The organism is Amycolatopsis sp. MEPSY49 (genome assembly GCF_051337345.1).
Lineage (GTDB): Bacteria > Actinomycetota > Actinomycetes > Mycobacteriales > Pseudonocardiaceae > Amycolatopsis.
The window spans coordinates 397,017-415,801 of the sequence record NZ_JBDLYJ010000004.1; the positions used below are offsets into that span (position 1 = coordinate 397,017).

Consider the following 18,785-nt stretch of genomic DNA (forward strand, 5'->3'; position numbering starts at 1 on the left):
TCTCCCGGCCGGTCCGGGCCACGGTTTCCGCGGTTAACCAATGCCGGCAATCGCCGAACGCAGGGCCGTGACCGCGTCGGCCGCGCCGGCCGGGTTCGTGCCACCGCCCTGGGCCATGTCGGGCTTGCCGCCGCCCCGGCCGCCGATCTGCTCGGCGAACGAGGGGACGAGCTTGCCCGCGGCGATGCCCTTGTCCTGGGCCGCCTTGGTCGTCGCGACGACGAAGCTCAGCTTCTCGCCGGCGGGCGAGAACAGCGCCACCACGCCGGGCCGCGAGCCGAGCCGGCCGCGGATGTCGGAGGCGAGCGCGCGCAGGCCGTTGCCGTCGACGTCCGGGACGACCTCGGCCACCACGGTCACGCCGCCGATCTCCTGCGCCTTGTCGACCAGCGAGCCCGCCGAACCCAGCACCTGCTGGGTCTTGAGCTGCGCGATCTCCTTTTCGGCGTTCTTCAGCCGGCTCAGGACGTCCTCGATGCGGCCGGGTAGCTGGTCCGACGGCACCTTGAACGTGTTCGCCAGCTGCGAGACCAGCAGCTGCTCCTTGCGGACGTACTTCAGCGCGTCGCTGCCGACCAGTGCCTCGACGCGGTGGACACCCGAGCCGATGGAGGCGTCGGAGACGAGCTTGACCAGGCCGAGCTGGCCGATCCGCTCGACGTGCGTGCCACCGCAGAGCTCGCGGGAGTAGTCGCCCATGTCGACCACGCGGACGTCGTTGCCGTACTTCTCGCCGAACAGCGCGACCGCGCCCAGCTCGAGGGCCTTGTCCTTGGTCGTGGTGAAGCTCCGGACCTCGACGTTGGTCTGCAGGTAGTCGTTGACCTCCTGCTCGACCTCGGTCAGCACGTCCGCCGACACCGAGCCGGGGGTGGTGAAGTCGAACCGCATCCGGCCCGGCGAGTTCAGCGAGCCCGCCTGCGCCGCGCGCTTGCCGTACGCGCCGCGGACGGCCGCGTGCACCAGGTGCGTCGCGGAGTGCGAGCGCTCGATGGACAGGCGGCGGTGCGCGTCGACCGAGCCGGTGAGCCTGGTGTCCAGGCCGACCTCGCCGTCGGTGACCTCGACGCGGTGCACGTACAGGCCGGGCACGATCTTCTGGACGTCGAGGACCTTCAGCTCGACGCCGTCGCCCAGCAGCACGCCGGTGTCGGCGACCTGGCCGCCGCTCTCGGCGTAGAACGGCGTCCGGTCCAGGACCAGCTCCGCCTTCTTGCCCGCGGCGACGCTGCGGACCGGCTGCCCGTCTTCGAGCAGCGCGACGACCTTCGCCTCGGCCTGCAGGTCGGTGTAGCCGAGGAACTCGGTCTCGCCGTGCTGCTCCAGGACCTTGCGGTACTCCGAGAGGTCGCCGTGGCCGGTCTTGCGGGCCGCCGCGTCCGCCTTCGCGCGGGTCCGCTGCTCGCTCATGAGCGTGCGGAAACCCTCTTCGTCGACGGTCAGGCCCTGCTCGGCCGCCATCTCGAGGGTCAGGTCGATCGGGAAGCCGTAGGTGTCGTGCAGCTGGAACGCCTTGTCGCCGGCCAGCACGTCCCCGCCGCCGCGCTTGGTCTCCTCGGCCGCCATGTCGAAGATGCGCGAGCCGGAGGTCAGGGTCGAGAGGAAGGCCTCCTCCTCGATCCGGACGACCTCGTTGATCCGGTCGAAGCCGTCGACGAGCTCGGGGTAGGTCGGGCCCATCGTGTCGCGCACGACCTTCGCGAACTCCTGCAGCACCGGCTCCTGCACGCCCAGCAGGCGCGTGGAGCGGACGATGCGGCGAAGGAGGCGGCGCAGCACGTAGCCGCGGCCGTCGTTGCCCGGGGTCACGCCGTCGCCGATCAGCAGGACGCCGGTGCGGGCGTGGTCGGCGATGACGCGGAAGCGGACGTCGTCGGCGTGGTTGGCGCCGTAGCGGCGGCCCGAGAACTCCTCCGCGCGACCGATGACCGGGCGGACGAGGTCGGTCTCGTAGACGTTCTCGACGCCCTGCAGGATCGTCGCCACGCGCTCGACGCCCATGCCGGTGTCGATGTTCTTCGCGGGCAGCTCGCCGAGGATCGGGAAGTCCTTCTTGCCGCTGCCCTCGCCCCGGATGTTCTGCATGAACACCAGGTTCCAGATCTCGATGTAGCGGTCCTCGTCGACGACCGGGCCGCCCTCGCGGCCGTACTCCGGGCCGCGGTCGTAGTAGATCTCCGAGCACGGGCCGCACGGGCCGGGGATGCCCATCGACCAGAAGTTGTCGACCATGTCGCGCGCCTGGATGCGCTCGCCGGGCAGGCCGGTGATCTTCCGCCACAGCCCCGCCGCTTCGGCGTCGTCTTCGTAGACGGTCGCCCAGAGGCGATCCGGGTCGAGGCCGTAGCCGCCTTCGCTCTGGGGCTTGGTGATCAGCTCCCAGGCGTACTCGATGGCGCCTTCCTTGAAGTAGTCGCCGAAGGAGAAGTTGCCGGCCATCTGGAAGAACGTGTTGTGCCGGGTGGTCTTGCCGACCTCGTCGATGTCCGGCGTGCGCACGCACTTCTGCACGGAGGTCGCGCGCGGGTACGGCGGCGGCGCCTCACCGAGGAAGTACGGCTTGAACTGCACCATGCCGGCGTTGACGAACAGCAGGTTCGGGTCGTCGAGGATCAGCGGCGCGCTGGGCACGCGCGTGTGACCCTTGCTCTCGAAATGGCGCAGGAATCGATCGGTGATTTCGTGTGTGTCCACGGGGTCATTCCTTGTTGCTGGTGACGAAGAGGTGGTCGGCGTCGACGGCGGAAGGGTTCCGGGCAGGCCCGGATCAGCCCTCCGCCCGGCGAGCTCGCCGGACCGGGCGCCGGGCGGCGGCCGCGTGGCGCCCCTCGGCGCGGGGCGTGGTCACGCCCGCCCGCTCCTCGACCATGTCGTGCAACTCCTGCTCCCGCTCGTTCATGCCCGCGCGCACCTCGGCGCCGAACGAACCCACGGCGCCGGCCAGCTCGCGCACGGCCTCGCCCAGGTTCGATGCTAACCCGGCCGGAGTGGCCTGACGAGCGGTTTCGGCGGCCTTGCGGGACAGCACGACGCCGGTGACCACGCCGACGCCGAGCCAGAACAGCCGCTTCACTTCGCGGCCTTCTTCGCGGCCTTCAGCGCGCTCTTCTTCTTGCGCGCCTTGATCGCCTTGGACAGGCCGTAGGACAGCGCCGCGGTCTTGACCAGCGGGCCGCCCAGCGTCGCGGTGAACACCGACGCCAGCGCGGAGACGTTGCCGGTGACCGCCTGCGCGTTCGACGTGATCCCGTCCACCCGCTCGAGCTGGGCGTTGACGTGGGTGATCGTCTGGTTCGCGCCGATCAGCAGCGGGTCGGTGTTGCTGTTGGTGCGCTCGATCGCCTCGGTGGCCGCGTCCAGCGTCTTGCCGAGCTTGATCAGCGGGATCGCCAGCAGGACGACCAGCACCACGAATGCTCCTGCGGCGATCAACGCGGCGATCTGCCCTGCCGACACGGGCCCTCCTCGGTTCACGGGTTTCGGGTGCTGGTGAGGTTACCGCCTGGCCGGGTTCCCGACCGTGTCACCCCGCGCGGGCCGGAAAACGCGTCGCCCCGGGCGCTCGCGGGGCGGTACACCTGAGCGATGGGACACGACGACGGACCCGGTCGCCGGGTGCTTTCCGGGCCGGGCGGCGGCGCGGCCGACGTGCTGGCCGCGTTGCCCGGCGCCGACCTGACGACGGTCCAGCTCGAGGTGGCGCGCCGGCGCGCGGCCCGGCTGTCCGGACCCGACGTGCTGCGCCGGCACCGGACCGACCGGTTCGCGGCGCCGAGCCCGCTGCCGTTCGCCCGGCTGCGCCGGGTCGAAGACGCCGTGCTCGGCGCGGCCGCGGACTTCGACCTGGTGGCCCTCTCGCCGCTCGTCCCGCTGGGCACCCATTCGGCGGTGGCCGGAGTGGCCCAGCACCGGGTGGTGCCGACCGGCCGCGGCACCGAGGTCGCCGCGGACCCCACCACCGGCTTGGCCCTGGAGGCGGCGGTCCGGCGCTCGGCGGAGGACGTCGTCCGCCTGGCCACGGTGCAGCGCGTGGTGCGGGCCCAGCAGGTCGCGGCCGGGCTGTTCGCGCACTTCTCCCTTTTCGGCGCGGTGACGGCCGGGCGGGACTCCGGCGATCTGACCTTCGAGCGGCAGCACCTGGCCGAGCACGCCGGATTGCTGGCCGCCGCCTGCCGGGCGCTGGGCGCGACGGAGGTTTCGCTCGCCGTGACCGTGCTGGACCCCCGGTTCGAGGGCCTGCTCGACGCGGTGCCGGACGTGCCCGTCCGCCCGTTCCCGGAGCGCGAAAGCGGCCGAGGTGGGTACTACACCGGCCTCTGCTTCAAGGTGTACGCGTCCTTTGGCGGCGGTGAGCTCGCCGAAGTGGGCGACGGCGGCTTCACGTCGTGGACGCGGAAGTTGCTGGGCAACGCGAAGGAACGCTTCCTGACCAGCGCCCTGGGCGTGGACCGGCTCGCGACACTCCTCCCGGCCTGAAGCGCCCCGAGGCGGCCTTCGGGCGCTTGAGACCCACGGTCAAGAGGACTTGAGCACCGCGCGGTAGAGCGCCGCCATGTCTTCGTCGCCGTGGCCCGCGTCCACCACCGCTTCCAGGTGCGAGAGGACCGCACGGGCCCCTGCCACGTCGACGTCCTCGCCCGCCGCCTCCACCACCAGCCGCGCGTCCTTCGCCGCCAGGCCCGCCGGGAACGACGGCGGGTACTCGCCCGACAGCATCGCGCCGCCCTTCACGTGCGCGTAGCCGACGTCGAGGCCGCCGCCCTCGATCGTCTCCAGGAACAGCGCCGGGTCCAGGCCCAGCGCCCGGGCCAGGCCGAGGCTCTCCGCCGTGCCGTTGGTCAGCGCCAGCACCCACGCGTTCAGCACCAGCTTCAGCCGGCTGCCGTTGCCCGCCGGGCCGAGCCACTGCGTCTTGACGGCGACCGCGTCGAACACCGGCGTGGCCTTGGGACGGGCCTCTTCCGGGCCGGACGCCAGCACCTGCAGCTGCGCCAGCTCCGCCGGCTGCCGGGTGCCGAGCACCGGCGCGTCGACGAACACCACGCCCGCCTTCTCCGCCAGCGCGGCGAGCCGGTCGGTCCAGTCGAGGCCGACCGTGCTCATCTGCAGCCACAACGTGCCCGAAGCGGGCGAAGCCGCCTCGAACGCTTCGGCCACCGCGGGTCCGTCGGCGAGCATCGTCACGAGGGTGTCCGCGCCCTCGGCCGCCGCGGCCGCCGAATCCGCGACCGTCGCGACGTCGGCGAGGGGCTCGGCCTTCGCCCGGGTCCGGTTCCAGACCCGGACGCCGAGGCCCGCCTTCGCGATGTTGGCCGCCATCGGGGCGCCCATGATTCCGGTTCCGAGAAACGCGACGCTCATGCTCTCCACGTGCCCACGGAACGCGCTCAGTAATCGCCCAGCAGGCAGAACGGGTGCCCGGCCGGGTCGGCGTAGACGCGCCAGCCGCGGCCGCCGAGGTCGGGGTCGAGCAGCCGGCCGCCGTTGGCCAGGACGACGTGGTGCGACTCCCGGAAATCGTCCACCTCGAAGTCGAGGTGGAACTGCTGCGGGTGCGCCGGGTCCGGCCAGCGCGGCGGCTGGTGGTCCAGCGCCCGCTGGAACCCGAGGACCATCCCGCCCACGTGCAGCGTCGACCAGTCCTCGTCGACCCGCCAGCGCGGGTCCGGCCGGTCCACCTCGCCGCCGAGCAGGGCCTGGTAGAAGCGGGCGAGCACGACCGGTTCCGGACAGTCCAGGACGATGCACTGCAGCGTCGCGGGCACGGGCACGCCTCCTGCGGGGATCGGGTCACCTTCGAGGGCAGCAGCTTACGAAACCCGATGATCTTGACCGCCTCGGGCCGCGAAGATGATCAGGGTCCGGAGAATCGTCCGCCCGGCTCACCGTTCGCCGCGGATCGTCCGGCGCAGCTTGGGGACGCGCTCGGCTAGGGTGCGCTCGGCGCCGCGCTGGGTGGGCTCGTAGTAGTCCCGGCCGACCAGCTCGTCGGGCGGGTACTGCTGCGCCAGCACGCCTTCCGGGACGTTGTGCGGGTACCGGTAACCCTGCGCGTTGCCCAGCTTCTTGGCGCCCGCGTAGTGCCCGTCGCGCAGCGGCGGCGGAACCGCGCCGGCCAGCCCGGCCCGGACGTCCGCCAAGGCCGCGTCGATGCTCGTGACGACCGCGTTCGACTTCGGCGCGGTGGCCAGGTGGATCGTCGCCTGGGCCAGCGCCAGCCTGCCCTCCGGCATGCCGATGAACTGCACGGCGTGCGCGGCCGCGACCGCCGCCTGCAGCGCGGTCGGGTCGGCGAGGCCGACGTCCTCGCTGGCGTGCACGACCAGCCGCCGCGCGAGGAACCGCGGGTCCTCCCCCGCTTCGATCATCCGGGCGAGGTAGTGCAGCGCGGCGTCCACATCGGACCCGCGGATCGACTTGATGAACGCGCTGATGACGTCGTAGTGCTGGTCGCCGTCACGGTCGTAGCGCACCGCCGCCTTGTCCACAGTGGACTCGACGATGGCGAGGTCGATCGTCTTCGCCTCGGTGGCCGACGCCGCGTCCGCCGCCGCCTCCAGCGCGGTGAGCGCGCGGCGCGCGTCCCCGCCCGCGAGCCGGACGAGGTGGGCGCGCGCGTCCTCGGTCAGCGTCAGCTCGCCGCCGAGGCCGCGTTCGTCGGCGAGCGCGCGCTCGATCAGCTCGGTGATGTCTTCGTCGGTCAGCGGACGCAGCTGCAGCACGAGCGACCGCGACAACAGCGGTGAGACCACGGAGAACGACGGGTTCTCGGTGGTCGCCGCGACCAGCAGCACGGTGCGGTCCTCGACCGCGCCGAGCAGCGCGTCCTGCTGGGTCTTGGAGAAGCGGTGCACCTCGTCGATGAACAGCACGGTGTTCTCGGCATTGTACTGCCGGCGCCGCCGCGCTTCCTCGATGACGCCGCGGACCTCCTTGACGCCCGCCGAAAGCGCCGACATCGCGACGAACCGGCGGCCGGTGGCGATCGAGACGAGGTTGGCCAGCGTCGTCTTGCCCGTGCCGGGCGGGCCGTAGAGCAGCACCGACGCCGGCGCGGCGCCTTCGACGAGCCGCCGCAGCGGGGCGCCTTCGCGCAGCAGGTGCTGCTGGCCGACGACCTCCTCGAGCGAACGCGGCCGCATCCGCACGGCCAGCGGCGAGCTGGCCGGATCCGCCTGCGGTTCGCCCGCGTTCGACGTCGTGCGCTCCGGCGGCGGCGCCACGTCGGCGTTCACGGCGTTGGATGCCGGCTCCGCGGAGAAGAGTGCGTCGCCGGTGAAGAGTTCGTCCTGTGCCACACCGATGACGTTAACCGACGGCACCGACAGAACCACTTGCCCCGGCCCGGCGATCGGCGCTACGGTCGTTATGACCGGTTGACCAAAAGTGCGATTCCGGTCAACAGGTCAAACTCTCAACGAACCAGCAGGTGGACGAACGCATGAGCCATCCCAACCGCGAGCGCGCCGACCGCATCCTGGACGCGGCGGGCGAGCTGCTGCTGCGCATGGGCTACCGGAAGGTGGCGGTCGACGACATCGCGCGCGCGGTCGGCATCGGCAAGGGCACCGTCTACCTGCACTGGCGCAACAAGGAACTGCTGTTCCAGGCGCTGATGATGCGCGAGTCGGCCGACCTGACCGACGAGATCCTGCAGGCGATCAAGGCCGATCCGGCGATGATCCTCCCGCACCGGATGATCTCGGCGTCGTTCCTCACCACGCACCGCCGTCCACTGGTGATGGCGATGCTGCGCGGCAACGCCGAGATGTTCGGTTCGCTCGGCGACCTCGCCCTGCGCAAGCAGCAGGACGAGCTGCGCGGGCAGTTCGAGGACGCGATGCTCCGGCGCGGGCTGATCCGCGCGGACGTCCCGAACGTGACCTACGCGCTGCACGCGGCGACGCTCGGCTTCTACCTCGGCGACACGCTGTCGGACGAGTTCGACGGCATCGCGCTGGAGGAGAAGGCGGCGGTCCTCGCGCACATCATCCGCACCGCGTTCGAGCCGGCCGGGGAGCCCGATCCCGCGGCGGTCGCGGACGTGGCGGCGGAATTGGGTTCGGCGCTCGAGGAGCTCGTCTCGGGCTACCGGAAAGGGATCTACGCACACGATCCCACCAGGGCTCCCGGCTGACCCGGGGGCCACACAGGGGAAAGAAAAGGGGCGGACATGACCACCACACAAGCGGACCTCTGGGGACTCCACGAAGCCCAGTTCTGGCTGCGGGGGAAGCAGCCCGAGGAGCGCGTCCACCACGCGGCCGACCTCGGGTTCTGGAACGTCTACGGGCACCCGGAAGCCGAAGAGGTCCTGCGCGACCCGGCGACGTACTCCTCGGACACCACCCGGCTGGTGCCGAAGGACATGATGGCCGGCCAGGACATCGACGTCGACTTCGAGGAGATGCAGGCGGGGAACCTGCTGCAGCTGGACCCGCCGCTGCACAACAAGATGCGCAAGCTCGTCAGCCGGGCGTTCACGCCGAAGGTCGTCGCGGACCTCGAGCCGCGCATCGCCGCGGTGACGCACGAACTGCTCGACGCGGCGGGGTCGTCGGACCGGCTCGAGCTGGTCGAGGACCTGGCCTACCCGTTGCCGGTGATCGTCATCGCGGAGCTGCTGGGGGTCCCCGCGAGCGACCGGAACCTGTTCAAGGGCTGGGTGGACAAGCTGTTCGACTCCTCGGAGCAGTTCTCGCTGAAGGAGCAGACCGAGGGGCGCCAGGAAGCGGTCAAGAAGTCCCTGGAGGGCCAGAAAGCGCTTACGGACTACCTCGGCACGCACGTCGACGAACGGCGCAAGCAGCCGCGGGAGGACCTGCTGACGAAGCTCGTCGAGGCCGAGCTCGACGGGGAACGGCTGACGCGCAACGAAGTCGTCAACTTCGCGAACGTCCTGCTGCTGGCCGGGCACATCACCACCACGATGCTGCTCGGCAACGCGGTGCTGTGCCTGGACACCCACCCGGAGTGGGACGAGCGCGTGCGCGCCGACCGGTCGCTCGTGCCACCGACGATCGAGGAGTCGCTGCGGTACCTGTCGCCGTTCGCGGCGGTGGCCCGCGCGACGAACCGCGAGGTCGAGCTGGGCGAGACGACCGTGCCCGCGGACCAGATGCTGATGGTCTGGGTCGCGGCGGCCAACCGCGACGACCGGGTGTTCACCGACCCGGACACGTTCAACCCGCTGCGGGACCCGAACCCGCACCTCGCGTTCGGCCGGGGGATCCACTTCTGCATCGGGGCGCCGCTCGCGCGGCTCGAAGGCCGGGTGGCGCTGAACATCCTGTTCGACCGCTATCCCGCGCTGCGCACGATCCCGGGCGAGCCGCCGAAGTTCCAGATCAACCCGAACATGACGGGGGTGCGGGAGCTGCCGCTCACCACGGCGTGAACCGGTTGCGCCCTGGGCGAACTCCCTCGCCCAGGGCGTTTCCGTGCCCCAGGGTGGGGCGATGAAGGTGGCGGTGCTGGCGGACATCCACGGCGTCCTCCCCGCGCTGGAGGCCGTGCTGGCGGAGCCGGACGTCGTGGCGGCGGAGAAGATCGTGCTGCTCGGGGACATGCTCGCCGGCCCGATGCCGGTGGAGACCCTCGACCGGCTCCTTGTGCTGGGCTCACGGGCGGTGTGGGTGCGCGGCAACGCGGACCGCGAGCTGGCGGCGTCGGCGCGCGGGACCGGGCAGTTCGTCCCGGACCCGATCTTCCCGTGGGCGGCGCGGCAGCTGCGTCCGGCGGATCTGCCGATCTTGGACGCGCTGCCGCTGACCGTGTCACTGGACGGTGTGCTGTACTGCCACGCGACCCCGCGCGACGACACGGAAATCGCGCTCGTCGACAGTCCGCCGGAGCGCTGGGCGGAAGTCCTCGACGGCGTGGCGGAGGACGTGGTCGTCTGCGGGCACACGCACATGCCGTTCGTCCGGCTCGCCGACCGGCGGCTGGTCGTCAACCCCGGCAGCGTAGGGATGCCCTACGGTGCCCGGGGCGCGCACTGGGCGTTGCTCGGCGACGGCGTCCAGCTGCGGCGGACGTCGTACGACATCGAGGAGGCGTGTCGCTTTCCTGGCCGCGCGGTCGGGCTATCCCGGCATCGAGGAGTGGGCGGACTACTTCGTCCGCGACCCGGCTTCGGACGCGGAGGCGTTGCGGGTGTTCAGCGGGCGCGGAACGAGTTCCACATGATGACGGCGGCGTAGGGCAGGAACTCGCGGCCGCGGCGCCAGAGCCACGGGATTCCCTTGAGCACCAGCCACCCCACGTGCCCCGCGGCGCTCGGCTCGACCCCGCCGCCGCAGGTGAGGCTGACCGGTTCCGGCACGGCGAAGCCGGCTTCGGCGAGCAGGGTGGTGAAGCCGTCGGCGAGCAGGCGGTGGCCGAGTTCGGAGGGGTGCAGCCGGTCGACGCTCCAGACGGTGAGGTCGTAGGCGCCGGGCAGGCGGTCGAGGTCGAGACAGGGGACGCCTTCGCGGGCGACGACTTCGTCGATGGCGGCGTTCAGCTCGGCGACGCGGGCGCTGAGGGCGCGCTTGAGCGAGGGCGGGAGGCGGAAGACCTTGCTGTGGTCGTGGAACCGGACCGGGACGACGGTGGTGTTCACTGCGCGGAGCCGGCGGATGACCTCGGTGAGGTCGGCGGCGATCCGGGCGGCGTCGAAGTCCGGCCGCAGGGTGTCGTTCATCCCGGCGACGAGCAGCGCGACATCAGGCCGGTGCGCGACGGCGGCGGGCACCTGCTCGGTGAGCACGCACCGCATCCGGGCCCCGGTGAAGGCGGGGTTGAGGTAGCCGCCGGGACCGACCCCGAGCGCGGCGGCGACGAGCGGGCCGACACCCCGCCAGCCGCCCCGCTTGGGCAGCGGATCCCCGAGCCCGACGGCGGTGGAGTCCCCGAGCACGACGAGCCGCTCGGCGTGCCTGAGCGCGGTCGCGGGTGCGGTGGGCACGGCCGCGAGTGCCGGGCGGGCGGGCCGGGGAGGTTCGGGGGTGACTTCGACACTGATCACGGTCACGTCCACGACCATCGGCCACGGAGACTCACACCCGGTGAGGACGAGGTAACGCGCCTGGGACGGAGCGCCTAATTCTTGACGCTCACCTCACAGGAGCCGGAAATGTCCAGTTCGGGCGGTGGTTGGCGCCTCACCGGACGACGTGAATGACTCATTCATGTCGCCTGACGACATGAATGAGTCATTCACGTCGTCCGGGCCGGGGCTCGCGACGATAGGGCACCGAGCGGGACCGCCGCCATGCCCGGAGCCTCGGACTGCGACTTTCCGGCGGCAGAGCCGCCCCTCCCCCGCCCGAAAAGTAGCCCCCGCCCTCCCTGGCAGGGTTCCGGCAAAGTCGTGGCCGCGCGGTCTGCCCGGCGTCGCGGCGATGTCATGAAAGGGTCGTTCATGTCGTCTGACGAGATGAACGACCCATTCATGACGTGCGGGCGGCCAGATCGGCCGCGCTGATCTGAATTTGCCGGGCCCCCGTCCGCCCTGGGGGCGAACCCGCTTCCGGCGTATCGGGAGGGGCCGGCAAAACCGCGCGGAAAAGCCCCAGCGGCCCGACCTGTCCACATCACGGCCGCCTTGGGGACAACCCCGCCCTGCCCGCCGTCACCGGAAAGCCGGGTAGAACGCCAAATCCGCGTGCGGCCCCAACCGCGCCGCCAAAGCCGCCGCTACCCGGGCCGCGAACTCCGACACCGCCGTCATCCGTACGTACCCCGCGTGCTTGGCCAAGTCCCGCCACCACGTCACCAACGCCGCCTCGCGGCTGACCGGAGCGGCGTGCCGGGACAGATCCAACGACCCCAGCTCCTCGCCCGTGATCACCCACACCCGCAGCAGCTCGCTGGTCGTCAGGTGCGTGGCCAGCACGTCGTCGTCGGCGAAGGCCGGCCACACCCCGACCACCTCCGCTCGCCACGCCGCGATCATCGCCTCGCTCATGCCCGCCGGCAGGGCCAGCGCGTCCGGCCAGCTCGCGAACGGCAGCCTCAAGTGCGCCGCGTCGACCAGGGCCGACCGGACGCAGCCGTACTCGAAGTCCAGGAACCGGACGCTTTCGCCCGTCACCAGGTTGTTGTCCGGGCTCAGCTCCACCGGGCTGAACGCGCGGAACCCCGCCGACCGCGACTGCTCCAGCGCCTCCGCCACCTGGGTCAGCACCTCGTCCGGCGCCGGGATGCCGAGGCGCTCCTGGATCACCGCCGCCACTCGCGCACCCAGCTCGTCGTCGGTGCGAGCGTCGTTCTTCGCCGGGCCGCCCAGGCGCCGCAGCAACGCGTTGAAGTCCGCCTCGCGCCCCGCCGTGCTCGCGTGCAGCCTACCCAGCGACCGCGCCCACGACAGCAGGGCGCGCTCGGCCGCGCGGGAGTCGCGGGCGTAGAGCTTGTCCTCCAGCGTCGGTGTGCGGCCGAGGTCCTCCAGCACCAGGACCCGGTCGCGGCCGTCGTGGGCCAGCAGCTCCGGGCACATCCGCTCGTCCGGCGCCAGCGCGGTGAACAGCTGGTAGCTGACCGCCTCTTGCGCGAACGGGTCGGCGTCCCCCGCCGCCGGTGACTCCGGGTAGTGCTTGATGACCAGTGTGCGCGGCAGCGCGAAGGACGACGACACCACCCGCGCCCGGACGACTGTCGCCGGTCCGCTCCCCGCGAGGTCCTCGGGCGCGACCAGCGTGATCGCACTGCCGAACCGGCGCGAAAGAACGGACTCGCCCGCCGCGACCGCCGCGGCCACGGCGAGGTGCTCGGCTCCTGCCCCGACCCCAGCGTCGCCGGAGGAGGAGGTGTCGACTGTCATTGTCACCGACCCTACTCGTGACTGAGCAACCATGACTACTGACATCCGGACAAGAAGAAGCCCCCGGTCCGGACCGGTCATCCCCGTGAAAGCGGACGCGTTCCCACCCGTGAACGTTGCCCATTCCGGCGCAGAGTCAACACAATGGCCGCAGCTGCAACGATTCCGAGAAGGTTGACCAGCAGCTGGCCGACCGACTGGAGGCACCGGCTCCACTCCCCCGCCACGGCCGCGACGACCGCGTACCCCGCGGCCGGCACCGTCGTCACGGAGATGAAGACGCCCACCAGCGCGGCGGACTTCGCCGACGTCATGGCGAGCATCCCGGCGGCGCCGGCGAGCATCGCGACGACCAGGGACGGCACACCGACGGAGAAAACGAAGTCGACTTCGTGGTTCTGGTCCAGCTGGAAGGCCTTTTCGCCGAAGACGTCGGTCGCGCGCACGAGCAGCGCGCCACCCAGCGTCACGACCATCGCCAGCGGGAAGCCGACGCCCAACGCCGCGCTCGCCCGGCGGAGCAGGTCCCCGCGGCGCAGCACGAGCCCGACCGCGAGCGCGGCCAGCGGCCCGAACTCGGGGCCGACGACCATCGCGCCGACGATCGTCACCGCGGAGTTCGTCAGCACACCGACCGCGGCGAGCAGGCAGGCGATGGTGAGGAACGCCAGGAACGTCACGTTCGTCCGCGACTCCTCGCCCGTGCGGGCGACCAGCTCCTCCCACACGACGGCGTCCGCGCCCTCGCCCGGCGCCGCCTCCTCCGCCCGGTCGGCGGCGTCGGACAGCGCGGTGTCGAGGGCTTCGAGCGTGATGCCGCCGGTGTGGTCGAGGCCCAGGCCGCACAGCGCGTCGACGATCTCGTCGGCCGCCTCGCGCGCGATGTCGGCCTCGACCAGGTCACCCGGCGGCTCCACGGCGGCGCCGCGGTGCGCGATCAGGTGCGCCGTCCCGGCGTGGGCCCGCAGGATGTCCAGCGCTTGCGCGGTGACTTCCGGCGGGCACACGGCCCTGAGGTGCAGCACTAGTTCTGCGGGGCGGGGGCCGGCTTCGCGTCGATGCCGGCTTCCTTGCGCTGCTGCGCCGTGATCGGCGCCGGCGCCGCGGTCAGCGGGTCGTACCCGCCACCGGTCTTCGGGAACGCGATCACGTCCCGCAGCGAGTCGGCCTTGGCCAGCAGCATGACGATGCGGTCCCAGCCGAAGGCGATGCCGCCGTGCGGCGGCGGGCCGAAGGCGAAGGCGTCGAGCAGGAAGCCGAACTTCTCCTGCGCTTCCTCCTCGCCGAGGCCCATCAGGCTGAAGACGCGCTTCTGGACGTCGCCGCGGTGGATACGGATCGAGCCGCCGCCGATTTCGTTGCCGTTGCAGACGATGTCGTAGGCGTAAGCCAGGGCGTTGCCCGGGTCCTGCTCGAACTTGTCGATCCACTCCGGGGTCGGCGAGGTGAACGCGTGGTGCACCGCCGTCCACTTGCCGGAGCCGACGGCGACGTCGTCGCCGATGTCCTCGACCGGCGCGAACAGCGGCGCGTCGACGACCCACACGAACGACCAGGCGTCCTCGTCGATCAGGCCGAGCCGCTTGCCGATCTCGTCACGCGCGGCGCCCAGCAGCGGCTGCGTGCTCGACGCCTTGCCCGCGGAGAAGAAGATGCAGTCGCCCGGCTTGGCGCCCGCCGCGGCGGCGACGTTCTCGCGCTCGGTCTCGGACAGGTTCTTGGCGACCGGGCCGCCGAGCGTGCCGTCCTCGTTGACGAGGATGTACGCGAGGCCCTTGGCGCCGCGCTGCTTCGCCCACTCCTGCCAGGCGTCGAGCTGGCGACGCGGCTGGCCGGCGCCGCCGGCCATCACGACCGCGCCGACGTACGGCGCCTGGAACACGCGGAACGGCGTGTCGGCGAAGAACTCCGTCATGTCGGTGATCTCGAGGTCGAAGCGCAGATCCGGCTTGTCCGAGCCGTACTTGGCCATCGCCTCGTGGTAGGTGATGCGCGGGATCGGCCGCGGGATCTCGTGCCCGATCAGCTTCCACAGCGCCGAGACGATCTGCTCGCCGATGTCGATGACGTCGTCCTGCTCGACGAAGCTCATCTCGATGTCGAGCTGGGTGAACTCGGGCTGGCGGTCGGCGCGGAAGTCTTCGTCGCGGTAGCAGCGGGCGATCTGGTAGTACCGCTCCATGCCGCCGACCATGAGCAGCTGCTTGAACAGCTGCGGCGACTGCGGCAGCGCGTACCAGGAGCCGGGCTTGAGCCGGGCGGGCACCAGGAAGTCGCGCGCGCCTTCGGGCGTCGAACGGGTCATCGTCGGGGTCTCGATCTCGACGAAGTCCTGGGCGTGCAGCACCTCGCGCGCGGCGCGGCTGACCTCGCTGCGCAGGCGCATGGCCGCGGCCGGGCCGCTGCGGCGCAGGTCGAGGTAGCGGTGCTTGAGGCGGATCTCTTCGCCGACGTCGACGCGGTCGTCGATCGGGAACGGCAGCGGCGCGGCTTCGGAGAGCACCTCGAGCTGGGTCGCGAGGACCTCGATCTCGCCGGTGGGGATCTCGGCGTTCGCGTTGCCTTCGGGGCGCTTCGCGACCTCGCCGACGATCTTGACGCAGAACTCGGAGCGCAGGGCGTGCGCGCGCTCGGCCATCTCGCCTTCGCGGAAGACGACCTGGGCGACGCCGCTGGCATCGCGCAGGTCGATGAAGATGACGCCGCCGTGATCGCGCCGCCGGGCCACCCATCCGGTGAGGGTGACGGTCTGTCCGGCCTGTCCGGCACGCAGGGTGCCGGCGTTGTGAGTGCGGAGCACTGCGACTGCTCTCCTTCGACCTGGGGTTATCGCTGCCTGGAAAGGCTAACGAACCACCCAGCGTACGACGTCGGCAGGCTTGGGTTGCGCGGTGGTCAGAGCACGAACTTCGGCCGGGTCTCGAGTGCGGCGACCAGCCGGTGGGCCTGGGCGAGATAGGCGGCGACCCGGTAGATGCGTCCGCCGGGGTGGGCGACCAGCCAGCTGGCGGCCGCCGAGGCGGAGGAGAAGAACGGCTGGCCGGCGCAGGCCATGGCGTCGGCGTGCTCGAGGCCGAAGCCCAGGTCGACGGCGGCGACGACGGCCGACGACGGGTCGGCCTGCACGATCGCGTGCGGGGTGAGGTCGATCCGGATGCGGGTGCCGGTGACCGGGCAGGTCGCGGCCGCGTGCACGCGCTCGCCGGTGGCGATGGCCAGCAGGAACATGTCGACGGTGCCGTCCGGGCCGGCGCCGAGAGTGCCTTCGGCGGGTTCGAGGCGGTGGTGGGCGCCGCGCGGCGCGGGGCCGGTGCTGACGAGGTCGCGGTGCAGGGTGAAGCCGATCAGTTCGACGAGCCGGCGCGCTTCGGCGGGGGTGACGCCGACGGTGGCGGCCAGCCGCTCGACGCTGACGGGGTGCCGCCCGGCCCGGGTCAGCTTCAGGGCGGCCCACGCGAGCCGGGCGGCCGCGACCCGGTCGGTCTGCGAGGTCGTCATTCGCCGCTCTCCCTTCCGCATCGATCCCTTCGACGTTAGGCGTCGGCGAGCCGGAGCGACAACGACACGATCGGACATTTTTCCGCAAGCCCCCGACTCGGCCGCGCAATCGGGTGAGGACTACGGCGAACGGCGCAGTTCGCACGGCTCCGGGGACGATGGGGGTGACGCCTTCACCCACACGGCGGCGAGGCGGGTGATCACGTACCGCAAGCGGCGGTCGTCCACAAAGGACGGCAGGACGGCGGGCGGACGGACGACTCGGCTCGCTTCGCGGCTTTCGGCCATGCAGGGCAACAGGCGGCGGCTGGGCGCCGCGGGACCGCAGGCGGGCTCAGAGCAGCTGCACCGCTTCGCCGCCGGTTGGCGAACTCGACCGGCCGCCGCAACCCGAAGCCCGGGCGTGGCCTCGGCAGCCGCAGCTGCCCCGCCGGAGAGCGGGATCGGCCGCCAGCCGCCTCAACCCGAAACCCCGGCGCGGGCCCGAAGCCGCCACAACTGCCCCGCCGCCAGGCTCAGAGCAGCCGTAGCTGCTCCGCCGCCGGCACCTCGATCCGCGGCTCGGGCACCGCCTCCATCCCCCGGGAATCCTCCCCCGCCCTCCGCATCAACCCGTGCCGCCGGAGCAGCGGCGCCACCCGCTGCCCCAGCCGCTCCCGATACGCCTTCCGCACGTAACTCCCCCGCGCGTACAACTCGCGGTACCGCGGCACCAGCTCCGGATACGTCCCCGCCAGCCACCGGCCGAACCACTCCCGCGCGCCCGGGCGCAAATGCAGCGGAATCACCGTCGCGCTCGTCGCACCCGCTTCGGCCAACTTCGCGAACAACGCGTCCAGCGCCTCGGCCGAGTCCGTCAACCACGGCAGCACCGGCGCCACCAGCACCGAGCACGGCAACCCCGCGTCGCGGGCCTTGCGGATCAGCTCGAGCCGCGCCCGGGGGCTCGGCGTGCCCGGTTCGAGACGGTGCTGCAGCTCGCCGTCCAGCAACGCCAGCGAGACCGCGAGCGACACCGGCACGTCCCGGGCCACCTCCTGCAGCAGCGGCAGGTCGCGCGCCAGGACCGTGCCCTTCGTCAGCACCGACAGCGGCGTCCCCGAGCGGGCCAGCGCCGTGATGATCCCCGGCATCAGCCGGTAGCGGCCCTCCGCGCGCTGGTACGGGTCGGTGTTCGTGCCCATCGCCACCGGCTCCCGCTGCCACGACGGCCGCTTCAGCTGCGCCGCCAGAACCTCCGGCGCGTTGACCTTCACGACCACCTGCGTGTCGAAGTCGTGGCCCGCGTCGAAGTCGAGGTACGTGTGGGTGTTCCGGGCGAAGCAGTTGTGGGACACCATGCCGTCGGCGATGAAGTCGCCGGTGCCGGTGGTGATGTCGAACAGCGGCAGCTGCAGGCCCAGCGGCTCGATCGTCTCGACGCTGCGGCGGCTCGCGCCGATCACCGCGCCGTCCAGCGACCGCTTCCACGCCACCGCCGGGTTGCCCACGTGCAGGAACCGCAGCACCTCCGCGGTCCCGCCGAGCAGCCGGACCTCCTGCCGCGCGGGGAACTTCGGCACTTCGTCGATCTGGTGCGCGAAGCCGAACCGGGTGAGCGCGGCGGCGAAGGCCTCGATGATCTCGGGTTCGTCGTGCGCCACGGCGAGGACGCCCCGGCCGTAGTCGCCCGCCAGGTCGAAGACGCCGGCGAGGAACCCGCGCTGCCAGTGCGCGTCCGGGTCCGGCGGCACCTGGAGGAACCCGACGGACGCGCCGAAGTCGGGCAGGTACCCGAGGGCGCGGCCGGCCGCGTCCGGTTCCGCCGCGAACCCGCCGGAACGCAGCATCCCGCACAGGTAGCCGGCCCGGTAGCCGAGCGTCTCGTCCGGCGTCGGCTCGAACCGGCCGACGCCGATGAGCTCGGCGCCGGGCTCGAGGTGCGGCCGCTGCGCGGCGCCGAACTTGCTGCCGGTGACGTGCTTCCAGCCCTTGCTCGTGAGGAACCGGTGATCGCCGCCGGCGACGAGCCGGGTGCCGTCGTCCAGGGTCACGCGGTAGGCGGCGCGCAGGGTCGTCCAGTGCGCTTCGACGCGGGTGGGCACCAGCCGCCGGGACGCGCCGTGGCCGCGGGTGCCGTAGATCTCGTCGCCGACCTTCAGCTCGGACAGCGCCCGGGTGCGGCCGTCCGCCATGAGGATCTTCGTGCCGCCTTCGAGGCAGTACGTGCAGGCGTGGGAACAGCCGCGGTACGGGTTCACGGTCCAGTTGAAGGGGACGCCCGAGCCCGAGGGCACCTTGTTCAGCACGGAGCGCGCGTGCACCTCGTGAAAGGTGACGCCGTCGAACTCCGGTGACCGCACGGACCGCACCAGGCCCTCCAGCCCGGGCAGTGCCGGCTCACCCTCCCCCGCTCGCTGCCGATCCCATCGCACCGCGTCAGTCGAACATATGTTCTAGTCGGGTGTCAAACCGGTTCGCCGCAGGCGAATCCGCGTGGTGCCGG

Annotated in this window: 16 protein-coding genes; 4 read left to right on the top strand and 12 right to left on the bottom strand. The window is 71.9% G+C overall.

Annotated features, from left to right (window positions below):
* Positions 1-33 precede the first annotated feature (33 nt).
* From alaS to ABFJ78_RS21360, 3 genes are all read right to left on the bottom strand, one after another.
* Positions 34-2,694, bottom strand: coding sequence for an alanine--tRNA ligase (gene alaS / locus ABFJ78_RS21350; RefSeq protein ID WP_436388108.1), 2,661 nt, complete (start codon positions 2,692-2,694; stop codon positions 34-36).
* Positions 2,695-2,767: 73 nt separating this feature from the next.
* Positions 2,768-3,073, bottom strand: a complete 306-nt coding sequence (locus ABFJ78_RS21355) for a hypothetical protein (RefSeq protein ID WP_436388109.1) — start codon at positions 3,071-3,073, stop codon at positions 2,768-2,770.
* Positions 3,070-3,456, bottom strand: coding sequence for a DUF948 domain-containing protein (locus ABFJ78_RS21360; protein WP_086678291.1), 387 nt, complete (start codon positions 3,454-3,456; stop codon positions 3,070-3,072). Before ABFJ78_RS21360 ends, ABFJ78_RS21355 begins: the two co-directional genes overlap by 4 nt.
* A gap of 129 nt (positions 3,457-3,585) precedes the next feature.
* Here ABFJ78_RS21360 and ABFJ78_RS21365 point away from each other — a divergent pair, with 129 nt between their 5' ends.
* The gene (locus tag ABFJ78_RS21365) at positions 3,586-4,476 is read left to right on the top strand and encodes a hypothetical protein (protein ID WP_436388110.1); all 891 of its coding nucleotides are present in this window, start codon (positions 3,586-3,588) and stop codon (positions 4,474-4,476) included.
* Positions 4,477-4,515: 39 nt separating this feature from the next.
* On the opposite strand, the gene ABFJ78_RS21370 is transcribed toward ABFJ78_RS21365, so the two are convergent.
* The 3 genes from ABFJ78_RS21370 to ABFJ78_RS21380 form a co-directional block, all read right to left on the bottom strand.
* Entirely contained in the window at positions 4,516-5,361 is an 846-nt protein-coding gene (locus tag ABFJ78_RS21370) for an NAD(P)-dependent oxidoreductase (protein WP_436388111.1), read from the bottom strand.
* A gap of 26 nt (positions 5,362-5,387) precedes the next feature.
* Positions 5,388-5,765: a VOC family protein gene (locus ABFJ78_RS21375; protein WP_436388112.1), complete on the bottom strand. Its 378-nt coding sequence runs from the start codon at positions 5,763-5,765 to the stop codon at positions 5,388-5,390.
* A gap of 117 nt (positions 5,766-5,882) precedes the next feature.
* Entirely contained in the window at positions 5,883-7,298 is a 1,416-nt protein-coding gene (locus tag ABFJ78_RS21380) for a replication-associated recombination protein A (RefSeq protein WP_436388113.1), read from the bottom strand.
* 143 nt (positions 7,299-7,441) lie between these two features.
* Between ABFJ78_RS21380 and ABFJ78_RS21385 the strand changes: the two genes are divergently transcribed.
* The 3 genes from ABFJ78_RS21385 (at position 7,442) to ABFJ78_RS21395 (ending at position 10,202) form a co-directional block, all read left to right on the top strand.
* Positions 7,442-8,137, top strand: coding sequence for a TetR/AcrR family transcriptional regulator (locus ABFJ78_RS21385; protein ID WP_372668037.1), 696 nt, complete (start codon positions 7,442-7,444; stop codon positions 8,135-8,137).
* 36 nt (positions 8,138-8,173) lie between these two features.
* Positions 8,174-9,397 (top strand): cytochrome P450, encoded by a 1,224-nt coding sequence (locus tag ABFJ78_RS21390; protein ID WP_436388114.1) that lies wholly within the window; start codon positions 8,174-8,176, stop codon positions 9,395-9,397.
* A 61-nt stretch (positions 9,398-9,458) separates the two neighbouring features.
* Positions 9,459-10,202 (top strand): metallophosphoesterase family protein, encoded by a 744-nt coding sequence (locus ABFJ78_RS21395; protein ID WP_436388115.1) that lies wholly within the window; start codon positions 9,459-9,461, stop codon positions 10,200-10,202.
* On the opposite strand, the gene ABFJ78_RS21400 is transcribed toward ABFJ78_RS21395, so the two are convergent.
* From ABFJ78_RS21400 to ABFJ78_RS21425, 6 genes are all read right to left on the bottom strand, one after another.
* Positions 10,160-11,026, bottom strand: coding sequence for an SGNH/GDSL hydrolase family protein (locus ABFJ78_RS21400; RefSeq protein WP_436388116.1), 867 nt, complete (start codon positions 11,024-11,026; stop codon positions 10,160-10,162). The two genes, ABFJ78_RS21395 and ABFJ78_RS21400, sit on opposite strands and share 43 nt — an antisense overlap.
* Before the next feature lie 588 nt (positions 11,027-11,614).
* Positions 11,615-12,802, bottom strand: coding sequence for a phosphotransferase (locus ABFJ78_RS21405; protein ID WP_436388117.1), 1,188 nt, complete (start codon positions 12,800-12,802; stop codon positions 11,615-11,617).
* 77 nt (positions 12,803-12,879) lie between these two features.
* The gene (locus ABFJ78_RS21410; protein WP_436388118.1) at positions 12,880-13,827 is read right to left on the bottom strand and encodes a DUF389 domain-containing protein; all 948 of its coding nucleotides are present in this window, start codon (positions 13,825-13,827) and stop codon (positions 12,880-12,882) included.
* Complete coding sequence (aspS, locus tag ABFJ78_RS21415; protein ID WP_436388119.1) at positions 13,827-15,602, bottom strand: aspartate--tRNA ligase; 1,776 nt, start codon at positions 15,600-15,602, stop codon at positions 13,827-13,829. Before aspS ends, ABFJ78_RS21410 begins: the two co-directional genes overlap by 1 nt.
* Positions 15,603-15,697: 95 nt before the next feature.
* Entirely contained in the window at positions 15,698-16,300 is a 603-nt protein-coding gene (gene merB, locus ABFJ78_RS21420) for an organomercurial lyase (RefSeq protein ID WP_436388120.1), read from the bottom strand.
* Between the two features lie 515 nt (positions 16,301-16,815).
* Positions 16,816-18,714, bottom strand: coding sequence for an intein-containing Rv2578c family radical SAM protein (locus tag ABFJ78_RS21425; RefSeq protein ID WP_436388121.1), 1,899 nt, complete (start codon positions 18,712-18,714; stop codon positions 16,816-16,818).
* Positions 18,715-18,785 lie beyond the last annotated feature (71 nt).